Raw genomic sequence first — 19,739 nt, 5'->3', positions numbered from 1 at the left:
TAATACATTTAATGAAAAAAATTATTTTTTTATTTATATCTTTATTCATTATAAGTTTTGCTAAAGCAGATACCAATACTTCTTTAAAAGATTATTTAGAAAAGAAAGATATTGAAGATGGCAAAACACAAATCTATTTATTAAATAGATGTAGTGCAGTCTATGCTTATGCATCAGGTATAATTTTAAAAACAGATGCTGTAAGTTCTAAAAATTTTATTGAGATTTCAAATAATCTTTTATTTAAGTCTGTAGAATTAATGGTAATTGAAGAAGAAAAAAAATTAGAAGAAGCTCAAAAAAAAGCTGAAGAAAATAGAAAGCAGCTATTCAATAATTACATAACTGATGGTAAAAAAAATTGGGAGGAGAACAAGTCACATTTTAAAGGATCATACATTTCTGGAGATATGGCAATCTGCTCAAAACTTATTGAAGATAAGTAGATAAAATCTAAAATTCAGTTGAATTATCGTCAATTATCAATAAAAGATAAGCTCAATCATGAAAAAAAAAATTTCTTTAATAGGTGCGGGACAGATTGGTGGTACTTTAGCACACTTAATTGGAACTAAAGAAGTAGCCAATGAAGTTGTCCTTTTTGATGTTGCCAGCGGTATAGCTAAAGGAAAAGCTTTAGATATTGCCCAATCATCATCTGTTGATGGTTTTAATGTAAAATTTTCAGGTACAGATAATTATGAGGATATTAAAGACTCAGATGTAATTATAATAACTGCAGGAGTTCCAAGAAAACCAGGAATGAGTAGAGACGATTTATTAGGGATTAATTTAAAGATTATTAAACAAGTAGCAGAAGGAATAAAAAAAAATGCACCTAATGCCTTTGTTATATGTATCACAAATCCACTTGATGTAATGGTAATGGCATTTCAAAAATTTTCTAGTATGCCAGCTAATAAAGTAGTTGGAATGGCAGGAATTCTAGACAGCTCAAGATTTAAATTATTTCTATCAGAAGAGCTTAATGTTCCTGTAAAAGAAATAGACGCAATGGTAATGGGGGGTCATGGAGACACAATGGTACCATTACCAAGATTTACAAAAGTTTTAGGAAAACCTTTATTAGACTTGGTTAAAGAAGGTAAAATAACTCAAGAAAGATTAGAAGAAATAAATCAAAGAACAAGGGATGGTGGTGCTGAGATTGTAAAATATTTAGAAAAGGGATCAGCATTTTACGCACCCGCAGCATCAGGAGTTCAGATGGCAGAAGCATACTTAAAAGATGAAAAGAAGTTATTACCGTGTGCCATTCAATTAAATGGAGAGTATGGGGTAAGTAATGTTTATGCTGGCGTACCTGTAATCATTGGAAAAAATGGTGTAGAAAAAATAGAACAGATAGATCTAGATGAAAAAGAAAAAAAAGAATTTATGCATTCTATTGATGCTGTTAAAGCACTTTGGGAAGCCGCATCTAAAATAGATCCAGATCTTTCTAAATAATGAATATTCACGAACACCAGGCCAAACAAATTCTAAAAAAATATGGAGCGGTAGTTCCTGAAGGAGTTTTTGCGTTTACAGTTGAAGATTTAATTGAAAAAGTAAAATCTTTAAAAACAGAAAAATTTGTTTTAAAAGCACAAATTCATGCTGGTGGACGAGGCAAAGCTGGAGGTGTAAAAATTTTAAACACAATTGATGAATTAAGTGCTGCTGCAAAAGAATTGTTTGGAAAAACACTCGTAACACATCAAACTGGCCCAGCAGGAAGAGAAGTAAAAAGATTATATGTAGAAGAGTCCTCTAATATTGATAAAGAATTCTATTTATCTTGTTTAGTAGATAGAGCAAGTTCAAAAATAGTATTCATATCCAGCGATCAAGGTGGAATGGACATTGAAGAAGTTGCAGAAAAAACTCCAGAAAAAATTATAACAACTAAAATAGATATTACCGATGAAATTTCTGATGCTGACTGTGAAAAAATAATTGCAATTTATGCTTTAGCATATGATGCAAAAAAACAAGCAATAGCACTGATAAAATCAGTATATAAAATGTTTTTAGGTACAGACGCCAACATGGTTGAAGTTAACCCACTAATATTAACTAAAGAAAAAAAAATAATTTGTTTAGATGCAAAAGTTAATTTTGACTCTAATGCTTTATTTAGACATCCTGAAATAATCGAGCTTAGAGATTTAAATGAAGAAGATCCTGCAGAAATAGATGCGAGTAAACACGATCTTGCTTACATAAAGCTAGATGGAAGCATTGGCTGCATGGTCAATGGAGCAGGTCTTGCAATGGCAACAATGGATATAATTAAATTATATGGTGAAGAGCCAGCAAACTTTTTAGATGTTGGCGGAGGAGCTTCAAAAGAAAAAGTTTCAGCCGCTCTTAAGATTATTCTTTCGGACAAAAATGTAAAAGGAATCTTAATAAATATATTTGGGGGAATTATGAGATGTGATGTTCTTGCACAAGGTGTTGTGGATGCTGCTAAAGAAATAAATATAAGTGTTCCATTAGTTGTAAGACTTGCTGGCACCAACTTTAAAGAAGGAAAAGAAATTTTAGATAATTCGGGGCTAAAATTGATTTCAGCTGAAAACCTAGATGACGCAGCTCAAAAAATTGTAAAGGCAATAAAATAATATGTCAGTTTTAATAAATAAAAATACAAAAGTTATATGCCAGGGTTTTACAGGTGCTCATGGAACTTTTCATTCAGAGCAAGCCATAAAATATGGAACAAATCTCGTTGGTGGAGTTACTCCAAAAAAAGGAGGACAAAAACATCTTGATCGTCCAGTATTTAATACAGTAGCTGATGCGAAACAAGAAGTTGGAGCAGATGCCACAATGATTTATGTGCCAGCAAAATTTGCTGCAGCAGCAATAATAGAAGCTATTGATGCATCTATTGAGCTTATAGTTTGTATTACTGAAGGTATACCAATTCAAGATATGCTTCGTGTTAAACAAAAGCTAAATAGTTCAAAAAGTCGATTGATAGGACCTAACTGTCCAGGAATAATTACTCCTGATGAATGTAAAATTGGGATTATGCCAGGAAATATTCACAAAAAAGGCTCGGTGGGAATTGTTTCAAGATCTGGAACTTTAACTTATGAAGCAGTAGCTCAAACAACAGAAAATGGATTAGGACAATCTACCTGTATAGGAATTGGTGGAGATCCAATAAATGGAACAAACTTTATTGATTGTTTGGATTTATTTTTAAATGATGATGAGACAGAATCTATTCTTATGATAGGAGAAATTGGTGGCTCTGCAGAAGAAGAAGCAGCTGAATTTATTAAAAACCACAAAATAAAAAAACCTATGGTTGGGTTTGTTGCTGGAATAACAGCACCCCCAGGAAGAACTATGGGGCACGCTGGAGCTATTATCTCTGGTGGTAAGGGTGGGGCAGAAGATAAGATTAAAAAAATGGAAGAATGTGGGATTACAATTGCAAAATCACCATCTGAACTAGGAAAAACATTATTTAATAAATTATCTAATTGAAAATTATTTATCTGATATTATATCAATAAAATAGATGTCATCATCAAAAAATCTCGAATTCGAAAAAACGTCATTTCTTAGTAAATCAAATAGTGCATTTATAGAACAAATGTATTTAAAATTTATCAATAAAGATAAAGATCTCCCAGAAAGTTGGCAGCATTACTTTGAAGGTATAGGCGAAGACTTAAGTATGATTGCTAAGGAAATTAATGGACCATCTTGGGGCTTAAAAAATAAAATTGATATAGATGAACTTCAAAAAAAAATTGAACAAGAAGAAGAAAGTCCATCAGGCAATACTCAGCAAGCTAATGTAGGTCAAATAAATTTATCTAAATCAAATGAAGACTCAATTAAAGCGGTCTCTATGATTAGATCATATAGACAAAGAGGACATCTCATAGCTAAATTAGATCCATTGCAATTATTACAGTCAGATTATCTAGATGAACTGCATCCAGATTCTTTTGGTTTTAAAAAAAGTGACTATCAAAAAAATATTTATTTAGGTGGTGTTATAAATAAAGATCAATCGAATATAAAAGAAATATTAGTATTTTTGAAAAAAACTTACTGTGGGCCAATTGGATATGAATATATGCATATATCAAATCCAACTGAAAGAAAATGGTTTAGAGATCGGATTGAAAAGTCAGAAGACAACTTAAATTTTACAAAAAATGGTAAAGAAGCAATTTTAAATAAATTAATACAAGCAGAAGGTTTTGAAAAATTTTTACATAAAAAATATGTAGGAACAAAAAGATTTGGACTAGATGGTGCAGAAAGTTTAATTCCCGCTTTGGAACAAATAATTAAGATTAGTGGCCAATCTGCAGTCAAAGAGGTTAAGATTGGAATGTCACATAGAGGTAGACTGAATGTATTAGCGAATGTTTTGCAGAAATCATATAAAAGAATATTTAATGAATTTGCTGGAGAAATTAATGCATCATCAGAAGAAGGAGCTGGAGATGTTAAGTATCATTTAGGCGCATCTTCAAATAGAGATTTTGATGGAAACTCTGTACACGTTAGTTTAACAGATAACCCATCTCACTTAGAGGCAGTTAATCCAGTAGTGCTTGGGCAAACAAGAGCAAAACAATTTTTTCACAAAGATAAAGAGAGAAATAAAGTAATACCCATATTGATACATGGTGATGCTGCATTTGCAGGCCAAGGTGTGGTAGCCGAATGTTTTGCAATGTCTGGATTACCAGGTCATAATACTGGCGGAACAATTCATATTATTGTTAATAACCAAATAGGTTTTACAACAAGTCCAAGATTTGCACGATCTTCACCTTATCCATCTGATGTAGCAAAAATGGTTGATGCTCCAATTATTCATGCTAATGGAGATGACCCAGAAGCTGTCGTTTATGCGGCAAGAATAGCTACAGAGTTTAGATTAAAATTTAATAGAGACGTGGTTATAGACTTGATTTGCTATAGAAGATTTGGTCATAATGAAGGAGATGAGCCTTCATTTACTCAGCCATTGATGTATGAAAAAATTAGATCACATCCCTCTGTAGTAAATGTTTATGGGAATAAATTGATATCTGAGAATACAATTACTAATAATATTTTAGAAAACTCAATAAAAGAATTTAAAAATTTACTTGATGATCAATTTAAAAATGCAAAAAATTATAAGCCTCAAATAGAATGGTTTGAAGGCACATGGTCAGCATATAAACCTGAAAAAGGAAAAGATAAAAGAGGAGTAACAGGTGCAGATACTAAAAAACTTTTAGAGATTTCAGAAAAAATAAATTCTTATTCTGAAAAATTAAATTTACATAAAACAATAACCAAAATACTAGACTCAAGAAAAAAAGCAGTCGAAAATGGATCAAACATAGACTGGTCAACTGCAGAAGCGTTGGCATTTGGATCTTTATTAGAAGAAGGATATCCAGTTAGGCTAGTTGGCCAAGATTCTGGTAGAGGAACTTTTAGCCAGAGACATTCTGTTTTAAGAAATCAAAAAAATAATAGTCGTTATGTCCCTTTAAATAATATTTCAAAAAATCAAAAGCAATTTGAAGTAGTCGACAGCTTTTTATCAGAATTAGCAGTTCTAGGTTTTGAGTATGGTTACAGTCTTGTTGAACCTAACACACTTACAATATGGGAAGCTCAGTTCGGAGATTTTGCTAACGGAGCACAAGTAGTAATAGATCAATTTATTGCATCAGGAGAAAGAAAATGGACAAGAGCATCAGGTTTAGTAATGCTTTTACCACATGGATATGAAGGTCAAGGCCCAGAACATTCATCAGCTCGTTTAGAAAGATTTTTACAACTATGTTCTAATGACAATATGCAAGTAATGAATTGCACTACTCCTGCAAATTATTTTCATGCACTAAGAAGACAAATGCATAGAGATTTTAGAAAACCATTAATTATGATGACACCAAAATCTTTATTAAGAAACAAGTATTGTGTTTCAAACTTAGAAGATTTTAATAAAGAAAATTCATTTCATAGAATATTATGGGACCATGCTGTGGACCCAAAAACTAATGGTTTTATAAAATTAAGAAAAGCTTCAGAGATTAAAAAAGTAATAATGTGCTCAGGTAAAGTTTACTTTGATTTATTAGATGCTAGAGAAAAACTTAAAATAGATGATGTAATATTGTTCAGAATTGAACAACTATATCCATTTCCTGCAAAAACTCTTGTAAAGGAACTTAAACCTTACGCTAAAAATGCTAAGTTTTATTGGTGCCAGGAAGAACCAAAAAATATGGGCGGATGGTTCTCAGTAAGAGACTATATACAATGGACATTAGAAACTATTAACGCTAATAATAGTAAAATTTCTTATATAGGAAGAAGTCCAGATGCATCTCCAGCAACAGGATATGCAAAAAGACACATTTCACAACAACAAGAGATTATTAATAAGGTTTTTGAATAAAAATGAGTGAAAAAATTTTAGTACCAGTTTTGGGTGAGAGCATAACAGAGGCAACAGTTGCTAAATGGCTTAAAAATGAAGGTGACACAGTTGAAGCCGATGAAGCAATTGTAGAGTTAGAAACTGACAAAGTTAATTTAGAAGTTCCATCTCCAATAGATGGAGTTTTATCTGAAATAAATTCAAAAGATGGTGAAACCGTAGAGGTGGGAGCTCTTCTTGGTACGATAAGTCAAAATGGAACTCAACCATCTGAAAAAAAAATAATTACAAAAATTGAACCTAAAAAAACTGAAAATAATGTAGTTAATTTAGAAATTAAAAAAGAAATTCCTAAAGTTTTTGAAGAACCTGAAGAGGAAGAACCTTTAATATTAACCAATGAAGTTAAAGAAGAAAAAACCGATTCTTCAAATAAAAATAATGAAGTACTTTCACCAGCTGTAAGAAAAATGGCAGTTGAAAATAAAATTGATTTAAAAAAAGTTAGTGGCTCTGGTAAAGAAGGTAGAATTCTTAAAGGTGATCTAATTAGCATGATGGGAGAAAACCCTCAGCCATCAGAAAGAAAAATTAAATATGGTCAAGAAGAGAGAATTAAAATGTCTAGGCTTAGACAGACAATTGCAAAAAGATTAAAACAAGCACAAGAAAATGCAGCATTATTAACAACATTTAATGAAGTTGATATGACCGGTATAATGGAAATGAGAAAAGAGAACCAGGAAGATTTCCAAAGCAGGTATGGAATTAAATTAGGGTTTATGTCATTTTTTGTAAAAGCATGTGTTGCTGCACTAAAAATGTATCCATCAGTTAATGCTGAAATTGACGGAGATGAAATTATTTATAAAAATTACTATAATATGAGCTTTGCAGTGGGAACTGAAAAGGGATTAGTGGTACCAGTATTAAGAGATGCTGATCAGTTATCATTTGCAGATATTGAAAAAAATATTAAAACTATTTCTGAAAAAGCAAGAGATGGAAAAATAACCATAGAGGACCTTCAGGGTGGAACCTTTACAATTAGTAATGGTGGAGTTTATGGTTCAATGTTATCTACTCCGATATTAAACTTACCTCAATCTGGTGTGTTAGGTATGCATAATATAGTTGAAAGACCAATGGTAGTTGATGGTGAGATTAAAATTAGACCAATTATGTATCTTGCCTTGTCTTATGATCACAGAATTATAGATGGAAAAGAGTCAGTATCGTTCTTAAAAATGGTTAAAGAAAATTTAGAGGATCCAAGAAGGTTGTTTTTAAATATTTAAATGTCAGATAAATTTCAAGCAGTTGTAATAGGTGGTGGTCCGGGAGGCTATGTGTGTGCAATAAGATTAGCACAATTGGGAATTAAAACCGCATGTATAGAATCAAGAGGTTCATTAGGTGGAACTTGTCTAAATGTCGGGTGCATACCTTCTAAAAATTTATTAAATATTTCTGAAAATTATCATAAGGCACAAAATTTCTCTAAACTTGGCATTGAGGTGAGTGGGGTAAAACTTAATCTTCAAAAAATGATGCAAAATAAGGATAAAGCGGTGACAATTTTGACTAAGGGCGTAGAGTTTTTATTTAAAAAAAATAAAGTCACTTATTTTAAAGGCACTGGAAGCTTTAAATCAGCAAATAAAATCTCGATATTAGATAATGACAAAAAAGAAACCATCATTGAAACAGATAAAACAGTAATTAGTACAGGGTCGGTGCCAGTTGCATTACCAGGTATTAAATTTGATGAAAAAATAATTGTATCTTCAACAGGAGCATTAACTTTAGAAACTGTGCCAAAAAAAATGGTTGTAGTTGGTGGTGGTTATATAGGATTAGAGATGGGGTCTGTTTGGTCTAGATTGGGTGCAGAAGTACATGTAGTTGAATTTTTAGAGCATATTACTCCTGGTATGGATAGAGAAATATCCAAAGAGTTTATGAAAATATTAAAGAAACAAGGAATTAATTTTCATATGCAGACGAAAGTAGAAGGAATTAAAAAAAATGCTAATGGTGCTAAAGTTTCAACATCTGATAAAGATGGGAAAAAAGTAGATTTTGATTGTGATGTGGTTCTTATATCTGTTGGTAGAAAACCTAATACAACTAACTTAAATTTAGAAGCAATTGGTGTTGAATTAGATGAAAAGAAAAGAATTAAAACTGACAAAGCATTTCAAACAAATATTAAGAATGTATATGCTATTGGAGATGTAATTGATGGACCGATGCTTGCTCACAAAGCTGAAGACGAAGGTATTGCAGTTGCAGAAAATATTGCAGGACAATCAGGGCATGTTAATTATGATGTTATTCCTGGAGTTGTTTATACAACACCAGAAGTTGCTTCAATTGGGAAAACAGAAGAACAATTAAAAGAAGCAAATATTAAATATAAAATTGGTAAATTTTCATTTATGGCAAATTCAAGAGCCAAAGCAATTGATGAAGCAGAAGGTTTTGTTAAAATTCTTGCTGATGAAAAAACAGATAGAGTTTTAGGAGCACATATTATTGGACCTCATGCAGGTGAATTAATTGGGGAAATTGGAGTTGCAATGGAGTTTGGTGCGAGCGCTGAAGATGTTGCAAGAACATGTCATGCACACCCAACATTTTCAGAAGCAGTAAAAGAAGCAGCTTTATCAGTAGATAAAAGAGCAATACACTCTTAAAATATTTTCATATTATAAAGATATGAAAGTACCGATTCTTATACCAAATATTTTTAATCATCCTTTTACCTATAATTCTGATCTAACTTTAAAAGTTGGAGACTATGTGCTGGTACCTTTTGGAAAGTCAGAGGTGACTGGAGTTGTGTGGGATGACTTTGAAAAAAAAACAAATAAAAATTTTGCAATTAAAAAAGTTTTAAGGAAATTAGATGTTCCACCCTTAAAGAAAAATATAATTAAATTCCTAAACTGGTTTTCAGAATACAATATGACGCCTAAAGGTATGGCATTAAAATTATTATTATTAAGTAGTGGCGCCATAGAAAAGTTACCAATTGAAGCTTATGAAACATTCAAAATAGATATCAAAGAAAATAAAATAAAACTTTCAAAAGAACAAAAAAATTCATTAAAAAAAATGAATGTATTAAATCAAAAATTTAGAGTTCATGTTTTACAAGGCACTACAGGCTCAGGTAAAACAATGGTCTATTTTGAGGCTTTAAAGGAGATAATTAATAAGGGTTTTCAAGGGTTAATTCTATTACCAGAAATAGGATTAACAGGACAATTTCAAAATAAATTTATAGAATTTTTTGGTTTCAAGCCGGCTGTATGGCACTCAGGCATTACCAAAAAAAATAAAGAAATTATTTGGAGCGGAATAGCAAATGATAAAATTAAAGTTGTAATTGGGGCTCGATCATCATTATTTTTACCTTTTAAAAAACTAGGATTAATTATTGTTGATGAAGAGCATGATCAATCTTACAAACAAGATGAGGGAGTAACTTACAATGCTAGAGACATGGCAATTTCAAGAGCATCTTTTGAAAATATTCCAATTAATTTAATAACAGCTGTCCCCTCTATTGAAACTTATGACAATATTAAAAAAGGCAAATATAGTTTATCAAAACTTGATCAAAGGTATTTAAATGCATCTTTGCCAAAATATGAAATAATTAATCTAAATAATTCTAAACTTGAATCTCAATCCTGGATATCTAAAAAAACAATTGAAAAAGTAAATTTACATCTTGAAAAAAAAGACCAAGTTTTATTTTTTTTAAATAGAAGAGGATTTTCCCCACATGTTTTATGTAAAAAATGCTTTACTAGCTATTCATGTCCAAATTGTTCAATAAATTTGGTATATCATAAAAACAAACAAAATTTGTTATGTCATTACTGTGGCTATAAAGCTTTACTAAATAGAGATTGCCCTAAAGAGGGTAAATGTGATTTTATTTTTAGTGGTCCTGGTGTTGAAAGAATATCAGAAGAGGTTAAAAAAATTTTTCCTACTCAAAAGACAACTATATTTTCTAGTGATACAATGAATAAAAAAAGTTCTTCAGATGTTATAGAAAAAATTATAAATAATGAAATCCAAATTTTAATTGGGACTCAATTAATTTCTAAAGGATTTCATTTTCCAAGCTTAAATTGTATAGTAGTAGTTGATATTGATTTATCATCACAAGGTCATGACCTAAGAGGTGCTGAAAAAAACTTACAGTTATATCATCAACTTTCAGGAAGAGCAGGTAGAACAGGAAAACCAGCAACTGTTTATTTTCAAACTTACAATCTAAATACAAAAATGATTACTGATATTACCAATAAAGATCCTGATATATTTTTAGATAAAGAACTTGAAATTAGAAGAGAAAATAATCTTCCACCGTTTCAAAGATTTATTGCCTTAATAATTACTGGTAACAATGAAAGAGAACTTGAAAAAGAAGCTTATAAGTTTAAAAGTTTTATAGAAAATGCTGTTGATGGTAGAGTGCTTGGACCTGTTAATGCTCCTATATTTAGATTAAAAAGAAGATTTAGAGTAAGGCTTTTGATTAGGGGTCGAAAGTCTTTAAAAGTTCAAAATTCGCTTTCAAAAGTCATTGAAAAATTCAAATTTCCTGCTGGAATGAAACTAACGGTTGATGTTGACCCAATAAACTTCAATTAATACAGAAAAAACAAGACTTTTAGACAATGTGTGACTTGAAGAGGTAGGAGTCATATGTTAATTAAAACAAAATTTTAATAAATCTTCTAATATTTATAAGGAACAATAAATTGAGCAAAAATAAAGTTTTTTCTGAAACATCGGCTGATAGATATTCTCTTGCACTTTATGAATTAGCAATAGAAGATAATAATTTAAGTGAGATCGAGGCTCATTCTACTTCAATTATTAATTTAATTGCTTCAAGTGAAGATTTTAAATCTTTAATAAAGGATCCAACAAATAGCAAAGAAGACCAATTGAATGCTCTAAGTAAAATTTCAGAACAATATAAAATAAATGAATTATTAACAAAATTTTTAAACTTTCTAATATCTAAAAGAAGATTCTTTTATGTGGATAAAATTCTAAAAAGCTTTGTTGAAACATGTTCGGTCAAAAGAGGTGAATTAAAAGCAGAGTTAACTTCTGCAAAAGATCTTACTAAAGAGGAAATTAACAACATAAAAGAAGAATTGACTAAAAACTTTAGTTCAAAAATAAAATTAAACTACAAACACGATGCAAGTTTAATTGGGGGTTTGATTGTGCAAGTAGGGAGCACAATGGTGGACACTTCCATTAAAAATAAATTACAACAAATCGAAAATAGGATGATAGAGGCATAAATGGATATAAACCCATCAGAAGTAACAAAGATATTAAAAGAACAAATTAAAAAATTTGGGGATAAAGCAGAAGTGACTGAAGTTGGTCAAGTTTTGTCAGTAGGAGATGGTATTGCTAGAGTGTACGGATTAGATAATGTTCAAGCTGGAGAAATGGTAGAATTTTCTGATGGATCAAAAGGCATGGCTCTAAACTTAGAAAGCGAAAATGTTGGAGTTGTAATTTTTGGAGATGATAGAAAAATTAAAGAAGGCGACGTTGTTAAAAGAACAGGAAGTATTGTTGATACACCCGTTGGAAAAGAATTATTAGGAAGAGTTGTTGATGGATTAGGAAATCCAATCGACGGCAAAGGTGCTTTAGATAAAGCAACTAAAAGAAGCAGAGTTGAAGTAAAAGCTCCTGGAATTATTCCAAGACAATCTGTTAGTGAACCTATGCAAACAGGCTTAAAATCAATTGACAGTTTAGTTCCAGTTGGAAGAGGACAGCGTGAATTAATTATTGGGGATAGACAAACTGGAAAAACTGCAGTTGCTATCGATGCGATCATTAACCAAAAAAAAATAAATGAATCTGGCGATGAGAAGCAAAAACTTTACTGTATCTATGTCGCTATAGGTCAAAAAAGATCTACAGTTAGACAGATTCAAAAAACTTTAGAAGAAGCTGGTGCAATGGAATATACAACAATTGTTGCAGCTACTGCTTCAGATGCAGCACCACTTCAGTTTTTAGCACCATATACAGGCTGTACTATGGGTGAATACTATAGAGATAATGGTATGCATGCATTAATCATTTATGACGATTTATCTAAACAGGCTGTAGCTTATAGACAAATGTCACTTTTATTAAGAAGACCTCCAGGAAGAGAAGCTTATCCAGGGGATGTATTTTATTTACACAGCAGATTGCTTGAGAGAGCAGCCAAACTTAGTGATGAGCATGGTGGAGGTTCATTAACCGCTCTTCCAATAATTGAAACACAAGGTGGAGACGTATCTGCTTTTATTCCTACTAACGTAATATCAATTACAGATGGACAAATATTTCTTGAAACAGAATTATTTAACCAAGGAATTAGACCAGCGATTAACGTAGGTCTATCAGTTTCTAGAGTTGGATCTGCAGCACAAACAAAAGCAATGAAAAAAGTTTCTGGTTCAATGAAATTAGAGCTTGCTCAATATAGAGAAATGGCTGCCTTTGCACAATTTGGATCTGATTTAGATGCATCAACACAAAAACTTTTAAATAGAGGTTCAAAACTAACTGAACTTTTAAAACAAAAACAATATTCTCCTATGACAGTTGCTGAGCAAGTAATTTCAGTTTTCTGTGGAGTAAAAGGTTATTTGGATGATGTTGAACTTAAAGATATTGCTGAGTTTGAGTCTAAGATTATTGAAAAATGTAAATCTGAAAAACCAGAAATTTTAGAATCTGTTTTAAGTTCAGGTAAACTTGAAGAAGATACTGAAAAATTATTAGTTGAAACTATCATGGAACTTAAGAAGAACTTTAATTCTTAAAATATGGCAACACTAGACGACTTAAAAAAAAGAATAGCGAGTGTAAAGTCTACACAAAAAATTACTAAAGCCATGAAAATGGTTGCAGCCGCTAAACTTAGAAGAGCACAAGAAAATGCTGAAAAGGGAAGACCTTATTCTGAAAAAATTAATAACATTATTCTTAATTTATCTAGTGGCATTTCTGATAAAGAAAATGCCCCTAAGCTTCTTTCTGGAACAGGTGAAGACAAAGTGCATTTATGTATCGTGTTAACATCTGATCGTGGTCTATGTGGTGGTTTTAATACAAATATTATTAAAAAAGCCAAAGCATATTTTCAAAAAATATCTGATGAGGGAAAAACTTTAAAGATTATAACAGTTGGCTCTAAAGGGTATGATCAATTAAAAAGAGTTTATAAAAATGATATTGTAGAGAGAATATCTTTTAAAGATTCAAAAACTATTAATTATCTAGATGCTGAAAAAGTGGGGAAAATGATAATTGAAAACTTTGAAAAAAAAGAATTTGATGTGTGTACAATTTTTTATAATAAATTTAAAAATGTAATTACTCAAATACCTCAAGAACAACAAATAATTCCTTTAAAAACATCTGAAGCAGAAGAAAATTCTTCTGAGGATAATTATGAATTTGAACCAGATGAAGATGAAATTTTAAGCAATTTATTGCCTAAAAACATATCTACTCAGATTTTTAAAGCGATGTTAGAAAATTCAGCTAGCGAACAGGGCTCAAGAATGAGTGCAATGGATAATGCAACCCGTAACGCAGGTGAAATGGTTGACAAGCTAACTATTGAGTATAATAGAAGTCGTCAAGCAGCTATTACAAAAGAACTAATTGAAATTATATCAGGAGCGGAAAGTTTATAATTATGAGCAAAGGAAAAATCACACAGATCATTGGAGCAGTAGTAGACGTAAAATTTAATGGAGAATTGCCAGAAATTTTATCAGCATTAGAATGTAAAAATGGAGACAACAGATTAGTTTTAGAAGTTGCTCAGCACCTTGGTGAGTCAAGTGTAAGAACTATTGCAATGGATGCTACTGAAGGATTAAAAAGAGGAGACGAAGTAACCGCAACAGGTGCTCCTATCCAAGTTCCAGTTGGTCCAGAAACTTTAGGAAGAATTATAAATGTCATTGGTGAACCTATTGATGAAAAAGGTGAAGTTAAAACAAAAGAGAAATGGCCAATCCATAGAGCTGCACCTGAATTTAGTGATCAGTCAACAGAGACAGAAATTCTAGTTACAGGAATTAAAGTAGTTGATCTATTAGCACCATACGCCAAAGGAGGAAAAATTGGTTTATTTGGAGGTGCGGGTGTTGGTAAAACAGTACTTATTATGGAGTTAATTAACAACGTAGCGAAAGCCCATGGTGGATTTTCTGTGTTTGCTGGTGTTGGTGAGAGAACTAGAGAAGGAAATGATCTTTATCACGAAATGATAGACTCAGGCGTTATTAAGCCAGAAGGCCCAGGATCAAAAGCTGCACTAGTGTATGGTCAAATGAATGAGCCCCCAGGAGCTAGAGCAAGAGTTGCCTTAACAGGTTTAACTGTAGCTGAATATTTTAGAGACCAAGAAGGACAAGACGTATTATTCTTCGTTGATAATATCTTTAGATTCACTCAAGCAGGTTCAGAAGTTTCTGCACTATTAGGAAGAATTCCTTCAGCAGTTGGATATCAGCCTACACTTGCAACAGACATGGGTAACCTTCAAGAAAGAATTACAACTACTAACAAGGGTTCTATTACATCTGTACAAGCAATTTATGTACCAGCAGATGACTTGACTGATCCCGCACCTGCAACATCCTTTGCCCACTTAGATGCAACAACTGTATTATCGAGACAGATAGCTGAAATTGGAATTTATCCAGCAGTTGATCCATTAGATTCTACTTCTAGAATTTTAGATCCTAGAATAGTTGGTGATGAGCATTACAGAGTTGCTAGAGAAGTGCAAAAAGTTCTTCAAACTTACAAATCACTACAAGATATTATTGCAATTTTAGGAATGGATGAATTATCTGAAGAAGATAAATTAACAGTAGCTAGAGCACGTAAAATACAAAGATTTTTATCACAACCTTTCTTTGTTGCCGAAGTCTTTACTGGTTCTCCGGGGAAATTAGTAGATTTAGAATCTACAATTAAAGGTTTTGCAGCAATATGCAATGGTGAGTATGATCATTTACCAGAAGCTGCATTTTATATGGTGGGCACAATTGAAGAAGCTGTAGAAAAAGCAGAAAAAATGGCAAAAGACGCTGCTGCATAATGAGTGAAGAGTTCAAAATAGAAATTGTAAACCCAGAAAAATCTTTTCTTACAAAAGAAGATGTAACAGAAGTTGTTGTACCTGCTTTTGAGGGAGAAATGGGGATTTTAAAGGACCATATCTCGATTATTTCATTTTTAAAGCCAGGGATTATTAAAATCTTTTCTAAATCAGGAGAGGATAATTACTATGTTGAGGATGGAATTGTTGAATTTAAGAATAATAATTTATCAGTTCTAACAAGTTCAATTTTTAATATCAAAGATATTGATAAAGATAAAATTAGTGAACTACTTACTCAAGCAGAAGAAAGTTCAAAAAATAGTGACATTACGGATCAAAATAAATACTTAGTTGATCAAAAAATTGAAGTTTTAAAAACTATAAATTAATAATTTTTCTTACTTGTTCTTGGATATTTTTGTAAACATGCATTTTAAAATCCACAACTAAGTCAGTTATTTTTTCAAGCTCAACCCATTTCCACTCAGAAAATTCAGGTTGTGCAGTTTTAATATTTATTTGATTATCTTGACCTAAAAATCTCATTACAAACCATTTTTGTTCTTGGCCTCTATATTTTCCTTTCCAGATAATTCCAAGTAAGTTTTTTGGTAATTCATAAGAGATTAATCCATCACACTCTTTAATCAGTTCAACATTTTTTATACTAGTTTCTTCTTCTAATTCTCTATAAGCAGCATCTAAATAATCCTCACCATTGTTAACTCCACCCTGAGGCATTTGCCAAAAATTTTTTTGATTATCTATTCTTTTTGCAACAAAAACTTTATTTTCTTTGTTTAATACAACAATGCCAACTCCACTTCGTAAAGGGAGGTCTAAATTAGCGCTTGTCATTTATCCGTTAAGTAATTTTATAGCAAAATTTAATTGGTTATCAGTTTCTGAATTGATCTTAAAATCATCAGAACCTTCTACAACTTCTATATCAGGAGTTACGCCAACTTCTGAAATAGATTTTCCTGATGGAAGATAATATTTTGCAATTGTTAATCTTATGGCACCTCTATTCTTAAGAGGTATTATTGATTGCACCGATCCTTTCCCGTAACTATTTTCACCAACAATAATTGCTCTTTTATGATCTTTTAATGCACCAGCTACTATTTCAGCCGCAGAAGCTGATCCATAATTAATGAGAACTAATACAGTTTTTCCATTAGTTAAATCACCTTTTTTTGCAAACCATTTTCGATTTTCAGAGGGCTGTCTACTTTTCGTTGATACAATTTCACCATTATCTAAAAAAAAATCAGATATTTTAATTGCCTGAGAAAGTAATCCACCTGGGTTATTTCTTAGATCTAAAATATACCCCTTAAGTTTTTTATTATTATTTAGTTTTTTAATTTTTTCTTTGACTTGTGAGCTACTATTTTCATTGAAAGAAGTTAATCTTATATAACCTATGTTATTTTCTAAAAGTTCAAATTTTACAGATTGAACTTCAATTATTTCTCTTGTGATATTAAAAATTAATGCTTTTTTTTCACCTCTTCTTCTAACTGTTATTTCTATACTTGAACCAACAGGTCCACGCATCAACTCAACAGCTTGTGTTAAAGACTTTCCTTGAACTTGAGTATCGTTAATTTTAACAATATAGTCACCAGCTTTTAAGCCAGCTTTTGAAGCAGGAGTATTATCTATTGGCGATATTACTTTAACAACACCTGCCTCCATACCTACTTCAATACCTAAACCGCCGAATTCTCCGCTTGTTTCAGTTTGCATACTCTTAAAGCTTTCAGGCGTCATATATGCGGAGTAAGGGTCTAAAGATTGTAATAAACCGTTTATGGCAGCATCCATACTTTGTGACTGATCAATTTCATCAACGTATTCATCATTTATTTTTTCAAGAACTTCACCAAATAAATCAATTTTTTTATAAATTTCAGAGTTATCAGAAAAACTTTTTTGAAAAATAAATAAGAAAACTAAAACAAAAAAAGGAATCTTTTTGATTAGGCTCATATCATCACTTTTTCTTTAGGAATTACTTCAGACCAAATTTTTTCAAGTTCATAAAATTTTCTTTTATCAGGATGGAATATATGGACAATTAAATCAATACCATCAACCAATTTCCAATCTCCACTTTCTTTTCCTTCAATTTTAGAATTTTTAACTCCATTAGATCTTAATTTTTCTAGTACCATTTCTGATAAAGCTTGAATGTGTCTTGATGAGGTACCACTTGCTATGATTAAGTAGTCGGCCATTGAACTTTTATTTTTAAGATCTATTGAAACAATATCTAAGGCTTTATTGGAATCTAGTGTTTCTAAAATTAAGTTTTTTAAATCTGAGTTTTTTTCCATTAATATATTTAACCTTATCAAACTTTTCTTAATTGAGAAGATGAAATATTAACCTTCTTAAATTTAATAAAGGATAATCTTTTTTTATTTACACCATTATAGGTGACTGACTTTAAAGATTTAGCCTTGTATCCTTGTCGATCAAACACTAGGAGATTGCATTTTTTCACAATAGATCTCCACTTGTGCCATTTATGAAAGTTAATAAGGTTGTCAGCACCCATAATAAAATATAGCTCATATTTTTTATTTTTTTTCAGATAGTTGATAAGGTCAATAGTTCTATTAGAGGATATCTTTTCTTCATAAAATCTTATTTTTATGAAATCATTTTTTGCAATTAGTTTTTTTGCAAATTGGATTCTATTTTTTAAATTTGATTTACTAATATCTTTGAATGGATTTTGTTTAGTAATCGCCCAGATGACATTTTTTAGATTAAGTAATTTTTTTGCCTGTTTTGAAATTTCTAAGTGCCCTTTGTGAGCAGGATCAAATGTACCTCCTAATATTCCAATTTTTATTTTTTTGTTATTTTCTAATTTTACCATTACTAACTATTTCGTATTTATATGAAACAAGCTGTCCAAGCCCAACGGGACCTCTTGGAGGTAAGGTGTTTGTAGAAATACCAACCTCACCACCAAAACCAAACTCACCACCGTCAGCGAATTGTGTAGAAGTGTTATGCATAACTATAGAACTTTTAATATTTTTTAAAAATTGATTGGCTGTTTTTTTATTTTTTGTAACAATAGAGTCAGTGTGCATAGTTCCATATTTATTAATATGTTTTATTGCTTCTTTATAATTTTTAACAGTTTTTACTGAAACAATTGCTGATAAATACTCTGTAGACCAATCCTTATCTTTTGCAGGATATATTTTTCCTTTGTAATTTTTTCTTATAAGGTGATCTCCAAAAATTTTGCAGTTGTTTTCTTCTAATTTTTTTAAAATTGGATTACAAAATTTTTTAATTATTTTTTGGTGCATCAAAATTGTTTCCGTAGCACCACAAATACTAGTATTCCTTAACTTTGCATTATAAACAATGTCTACTGCCATTTTAAGATCAGCATCTTTATCTATGTAAGTATGACAAAGACCCTCTAAATGTCCAATGATAGGTACGGTTGAGGACGCTTGTACTCTTTTAACCAAACTTTTTCCTCCACGTGGAATAATCACATCTATATAATCTTTCATTTTTGAAAGCATGTAATCAACTATTTTCCTATCTTTGGAGTTTATAAATTGGATAAAATTTTGATCTACTTTATTTTCTTTTAATGATTTTCGAAATAAGTTTGCTAAAATTTTGTTAGTATTTATAGCTTCTGAGCCACCTTTTAATATTACTGCATTCCCAGATTTAAAACATAAACTTGCAACATCAGATGTAACATTAGGTCTGCTTTCATAAATTATACCCAATACACCTATAGGCACAGACACTCTACTTATTGTTAAGCCGTTTGGTCTACGCCATTTTTCTAATATATAATCAACTGGATCTTTAATTTTTACAATTTTTTCAATAGATTTTTTTATACCAACTAATTTTTTATGATCAATTGTAAGCCTATCTATTAAATTATTCTTTAAGCCTTTTTTTTTAGCAAATTTGATATCTTTTTGGTTAGCACTGATTATAGAGTTTTTTTCTTTATCAAGTAATAAAGCATATCTCTTTAAAATTTTATTTTTAGTTCGTGTATCAATTTTATTGAGGATGGCTTTTCTAGCATTTTGGCCAATTGAATTCATAATCTTGTTC

Annotated in this window: 18 protein-coding genes; 13 read left to right on the top strand and 5 right to left on the bottom strand. The window is 31.0% G+C overall.

Annotated elements, in window-relative coordinates; all coding sequences use genetic code 11:
- Window positions 1-11: 11 nt before the first annotated feature.
- From AC5SL1_RS05845 to atpC, 13 genes are all read left to right on the top strand, one after another.
- Complete coding sequence (locus tag AC5SL1_RS05845) at window positions 12-446, top strand: hypothetical protein (protein WP_494579610.1); 435 nt, start codon at window positions 12-14, stop codon at window positions 444-446.
- A 58-nt stretch (window positions 447-504) separates the two neighbouring features.
- A complete protein-coding gene (gene mdh / locus AC5SL1_RS05840) occupies window positions 505-1,470 on the top strand; it encodes a malate dehydrogenase (protein ID WP_494599442.1) in 966 nt (321 codons plus the stop codon).
- On the top strand, window positions 1,470-2,630 hold the full coding sequence (gene sucC, locus AC5SL1_RS05835) for an ADP-forming succinate--CoA ligase subunit beta (RefSeq protein ID WP_494599441.1): 1,161 nt from the start codon (window positions 1,470-1,472) through the stop codon (window positions 2,628-2,630). The genes mdh and sucC overlap by 1 nt, the downstream gene beginning before the upstream one ends.
- A 1-nt stretch (window position 2,631) precedes the next feature.
- The gene (gene sucD / locus AC5SL1_RS05830) at window positions 2,632-3,507 is read left to right on the top strand and encodes a succinate--CoA ligase subunit alpha (protein WP_494599440.1); all 876 of its coding nucleotides are present in this window, start codon (window positions 2,632-2,634) and stop codon (window positions 3,505-3,507) included.
- A gap of 34 nt (window positions 3,508-3,541) precedes the next feature.
- Window positions 3,542-6,448 (top strand): 2-oxoglutarate dehydrogenase E1 component, encoded by a 2,907-nt coding sequence (locus AC5SL1_RS05825; protein WP_494599439.1) that lies wholly within the window; start codon window positions 3,542-3,544, stop codon window positions 6,446-6,448.
- Between the two features lie 2 nt (window positions 6,449-6,450).
- Window positions 6,451-7,728, top strand: coding sequence for a 2-oxoglutarate dehydrogenase complex dihydrolipoyllysine-residue succinyltransferase (odhB, locus tag AC5SL1_RS05820; RefSeq protein WP_494573023.1), 1,278 nt, complete (start codon window positions 6,451-6,453; stop codon window positions 7,726-7,728).
- Window positions 7,729-9,129 (top strand): dihydrolipoyl dehydrogenase, encoded by a 1,401-nt coding sequence (lpdA, locus tag AC5SL1_RS05815; protein ID WP_494599438.1) that lies wholly within the window; start codon window positions 7,729-7,731, stop codon window positions 9,127-9,129.
- Between the two features lie 22 nt (window positions 9,130-9,151).
- Window positions 9,152-11,107, top strand: a complete 1,956-nt coding sequence (priA, locus tag AC5SL1_RS05810) for a replication restart helicase PriA (protein WP_494599437.1) — start codon at window positions 9,152-9,154, stop codon at window positions 11,105-11,107.
- 110 nt (window positions 11,108-11,217) lie between these two features.
- Complete coding sequence (atpH, locus tag AC5SL1_RS05805) at window positions 11,218-11,775, top strand: ATP synthase F1 subunit delta (RefSeq protein WP_494599436.1); 558 nt, start codon at window positions 11,218-11,220, stop codon at window positions 11,773-11,775.
- The gene (gene atpA / locus AC5SL1_RS05800) at window positions 11,776-13,311 is read left to right on the top strand and encodes a F0F1 ATP synthase subunit alpha (RefSeq protein ID WP_494579593.1); all 1,536 of its coding nucleotides are present in this window, start codon (window positions 11,776-11,778) and stop codon (window positions 13,309-13,311) included. It begins immediately after the preceding gene.
- 3 nt (window positions 13,312-13,314) lie between these two features.
- The gene (locus tag AC5SL1_RS05795) at window positions 13,315-14,190 is read left to right on the top strand and encodes a F0F1 ATP synthase subunit gamma (RefSeq protein WP_494599435.1); all 876 of its coding nucleotides are present in this window, start codon (window positions 13,315-13,317) and stop codon (window positions 14,188-14,190) included.
- A gap of 2 nt (window positions 14,191-14,192) precedes the next feature.
- A complete protein-coding gene (gene atpD, locus AC5SL1_RS05790) occupies window positions 14,193-15,611 on the top strand; it encodes a F0F1 ATP synthase subunit beta (protein WP_271516186.1) in 1,419 nt (472 codons plus the stop codon).
- On the top strand, window positions 15,611-16,003 hold the full coding sequence (atpC, locus tag AC5SL1_RS05785; RefSeq protein WP_494599434.1) for an ATP synthase F1 subunit epsilon: 393 nt from the start codon (window positions 15,611-15,613) through the stop codon (window positions 16,001-16,003). Before atpD ends, atpC begins: the two co-directional genes overlap by 1 nt.
- Here atpC and AC5SL1_RS05780 read toward each other — a convergent pair.
- Genes AC5SL1_RS05780 through AC5SL1_RS05760 form a run of 5 tightly spaced genes read right to left on the bottom strand, consistent with a single transcriptional unit; the run spans window position 15,993 to window position 19,729 of the window.
- Entirely contained in the window at window positions 15,993-16,472 is a 480-nt protein-coding gene (locus AC5SL1_RS05780) for an RNA pyrophosphohydrolase (RefSeq protein WP_494599433.1), read from the bottom strand. The genes atpC and AC5SL1_RS05780 overlap by 11 nt on opposite strands.
- A complete protein-coding gene (locus AC5SL1_RS05775; protein WP_494599432.1) occupies window positions 16,473-17,612 on the bottom strand; it encodes a S41 family peptidase in 1,140 nt (379 codons plus the stop codon).
- Window positions 17,609-17,959 carry a ribosome silencing factor gene (rsfS, locus tag AC5SL1_RS05770; RefSeq protein WP_494573015.1) on the bottom strand — a complete coding sequence of 117 codons (351 nt, stop codon included), beginning with the start codon at window positions 17,957-17,959 and terminating at the stop codon, window positions 17,609-17,611. The genes AC5SL1_RS05775 and rsfS overlap by 4 nt, the downstream gene beginning before the upstream one ends.
- Before the next feature lie 17 nt (window positions 17,960-17,976).
- A complete protein-coding gene (gene nadD, locus AC5SL1_RS05765; protein WP_494599431.1) occupies window positions 17,977-18,510 on the bottom strand; it encodes a nicotinate (nicotinamide) nucleotide adenylyltransferase in 534 nt (177 codons plus the stop codon).
- Complete coding sequence (locus AC5SL1_RS05760) at window positions 18,491-19,729, bottom strand: glutamate-5-semialdehyde dehydrogenase (protein ID WP_494599430.1); 1,239 nt, start codon at window positions 19,727-19,729, stop codon at window positions 18,491-18,493. The genes nadD and AC5SL1_RS05760 overlap by 20 nt, the downstream gene beginning before the upstream one ends.
- Window positions 19,730-19,739: the final 10 nt, after the last annotated feature.

This window comes from Candidatus Pelagibacter sp. PS_10_02 (assembly GCF_059418005.1).
This window is presented reverse-complemented; position numbering and strand designations above follow the sequence as displayed.

Excerpts from the sequence above, each read along its gene's own strand:
- AC5SL1_RS05845 (WP_494579610.1), top strand. The coding sequence starts at position 12 with ATGAAAAAAATTATTTTTTTATTTATATCTTTATTCATTATAAGTTTT.
- mdh (WP_494599442.1), top strand. The coding sequence starts at position 505 with ATGAAAAAAAAAATTTCTTTAATAGGTGCGGGACAGATTGGTGGTACT.
- sucC (WP_494599441.1), top strand. The coding sequence starts at position 1,470 with ATGAATATTCACGAACACCAGGCCAAACAAATTCTAAAAAAATATGGA.
- sucD (WP_494599440.1), top strand. The coding sequence starts at position 2,632 with ATGTCAGTTTTAATAAATAAAAATACAAAAGTTATATGCCAGGGTTTT.
- AC5SL1_RS05825 (WP_494599439.1), top strand. The coding sequence starts at position 3,542 with ATGTCATCATCAAAAAATCTCGAATTCGAAAAAACGTCATTTCTTAGT.
- odhB (WP_494573023.1), top strand. The coding sequence starts at position 6,451 with ATGAGTGAAAAAATTTTAGTACCAGTTTTGGGTGAGAGCATAACAGAG.
- lpdA (WP_494599438.1), top strand. The coding sequence starts at position 7,729 with ATGTCAGATAAATTTCAAGCAGTTGTAATAGGTGGTGGTCCGGGAGGC.
- priA (WP_494599437.1), top strand. The coding sequence starts at position 9,152 with ATGAAAGTACCGATTCTTATACCAAATATTTTTAATCATCCTTTTACC.
- atpA (WP_494579593.1), top strand. The coding sequence starts at position 11,776 with ATGGATATAAACCCATCAGAAGTAACAAAGATATTAAAAGAACAAATT.
- AC5SL1_RS05795 (WP_494599435.1), top strand. The coding sequence starts at position 13,315 with ATGGCAACACTAGACGACTTAAAAAAAAGAATAGCGAGTGTAAAGTCT.
- atpD (WP_271516186.1), top strand. The coding sequence starts at position 14,193 with ATGAGCAAAGGAAAAATCACACAGATCATTGGAGCAGTAGTAGACGTA.
- atpC (WP_494599434.1), top strand. The coding sequence starts at position 15,611 with ATGAGTGAAGAGTTCAAAATAGAAATTGTAAACCCAGAAAAATCTTTT.
- AC5SL1_RS05780 (WP_494599433.1), bottom strand. The coding sequence starts at position 16,472 with ATGACAAGCGCTAATTTAGACCTCCCTTTACGAAGTGGAGTTGGCATT.
- AC5SL1_RS05775 (WP_494599432.1), bottom strand. The coding sequence starts at position 17,612 with ATGAGCCTAATCAAAAAGATTCCTTTTTTTGTTTTAGTTTTCTTATTT.
- rsfS (WP_494573015.1), bottom strand. The coding sequence starts at position 17,959 with ATGGAAAAAAACTCAGATTTAAAAAACTTAATTTTAGAAACACTAGAT.
- nadD (WP_494599431.1), bottom strand. The coding sequence starts at position 18,510 with ATGGTAAAATTAGAAAATAACAAAAAAATAAAAATTGGAATATTAGGA.
- AC5SL1_RS05760 (WP_494599430.1), bottom strand. The coding sequence starts at position 19,729 with ATGAATTCAATTGGCCAAAATGCTAGAAAAGCCATCCTCAATAAAATT.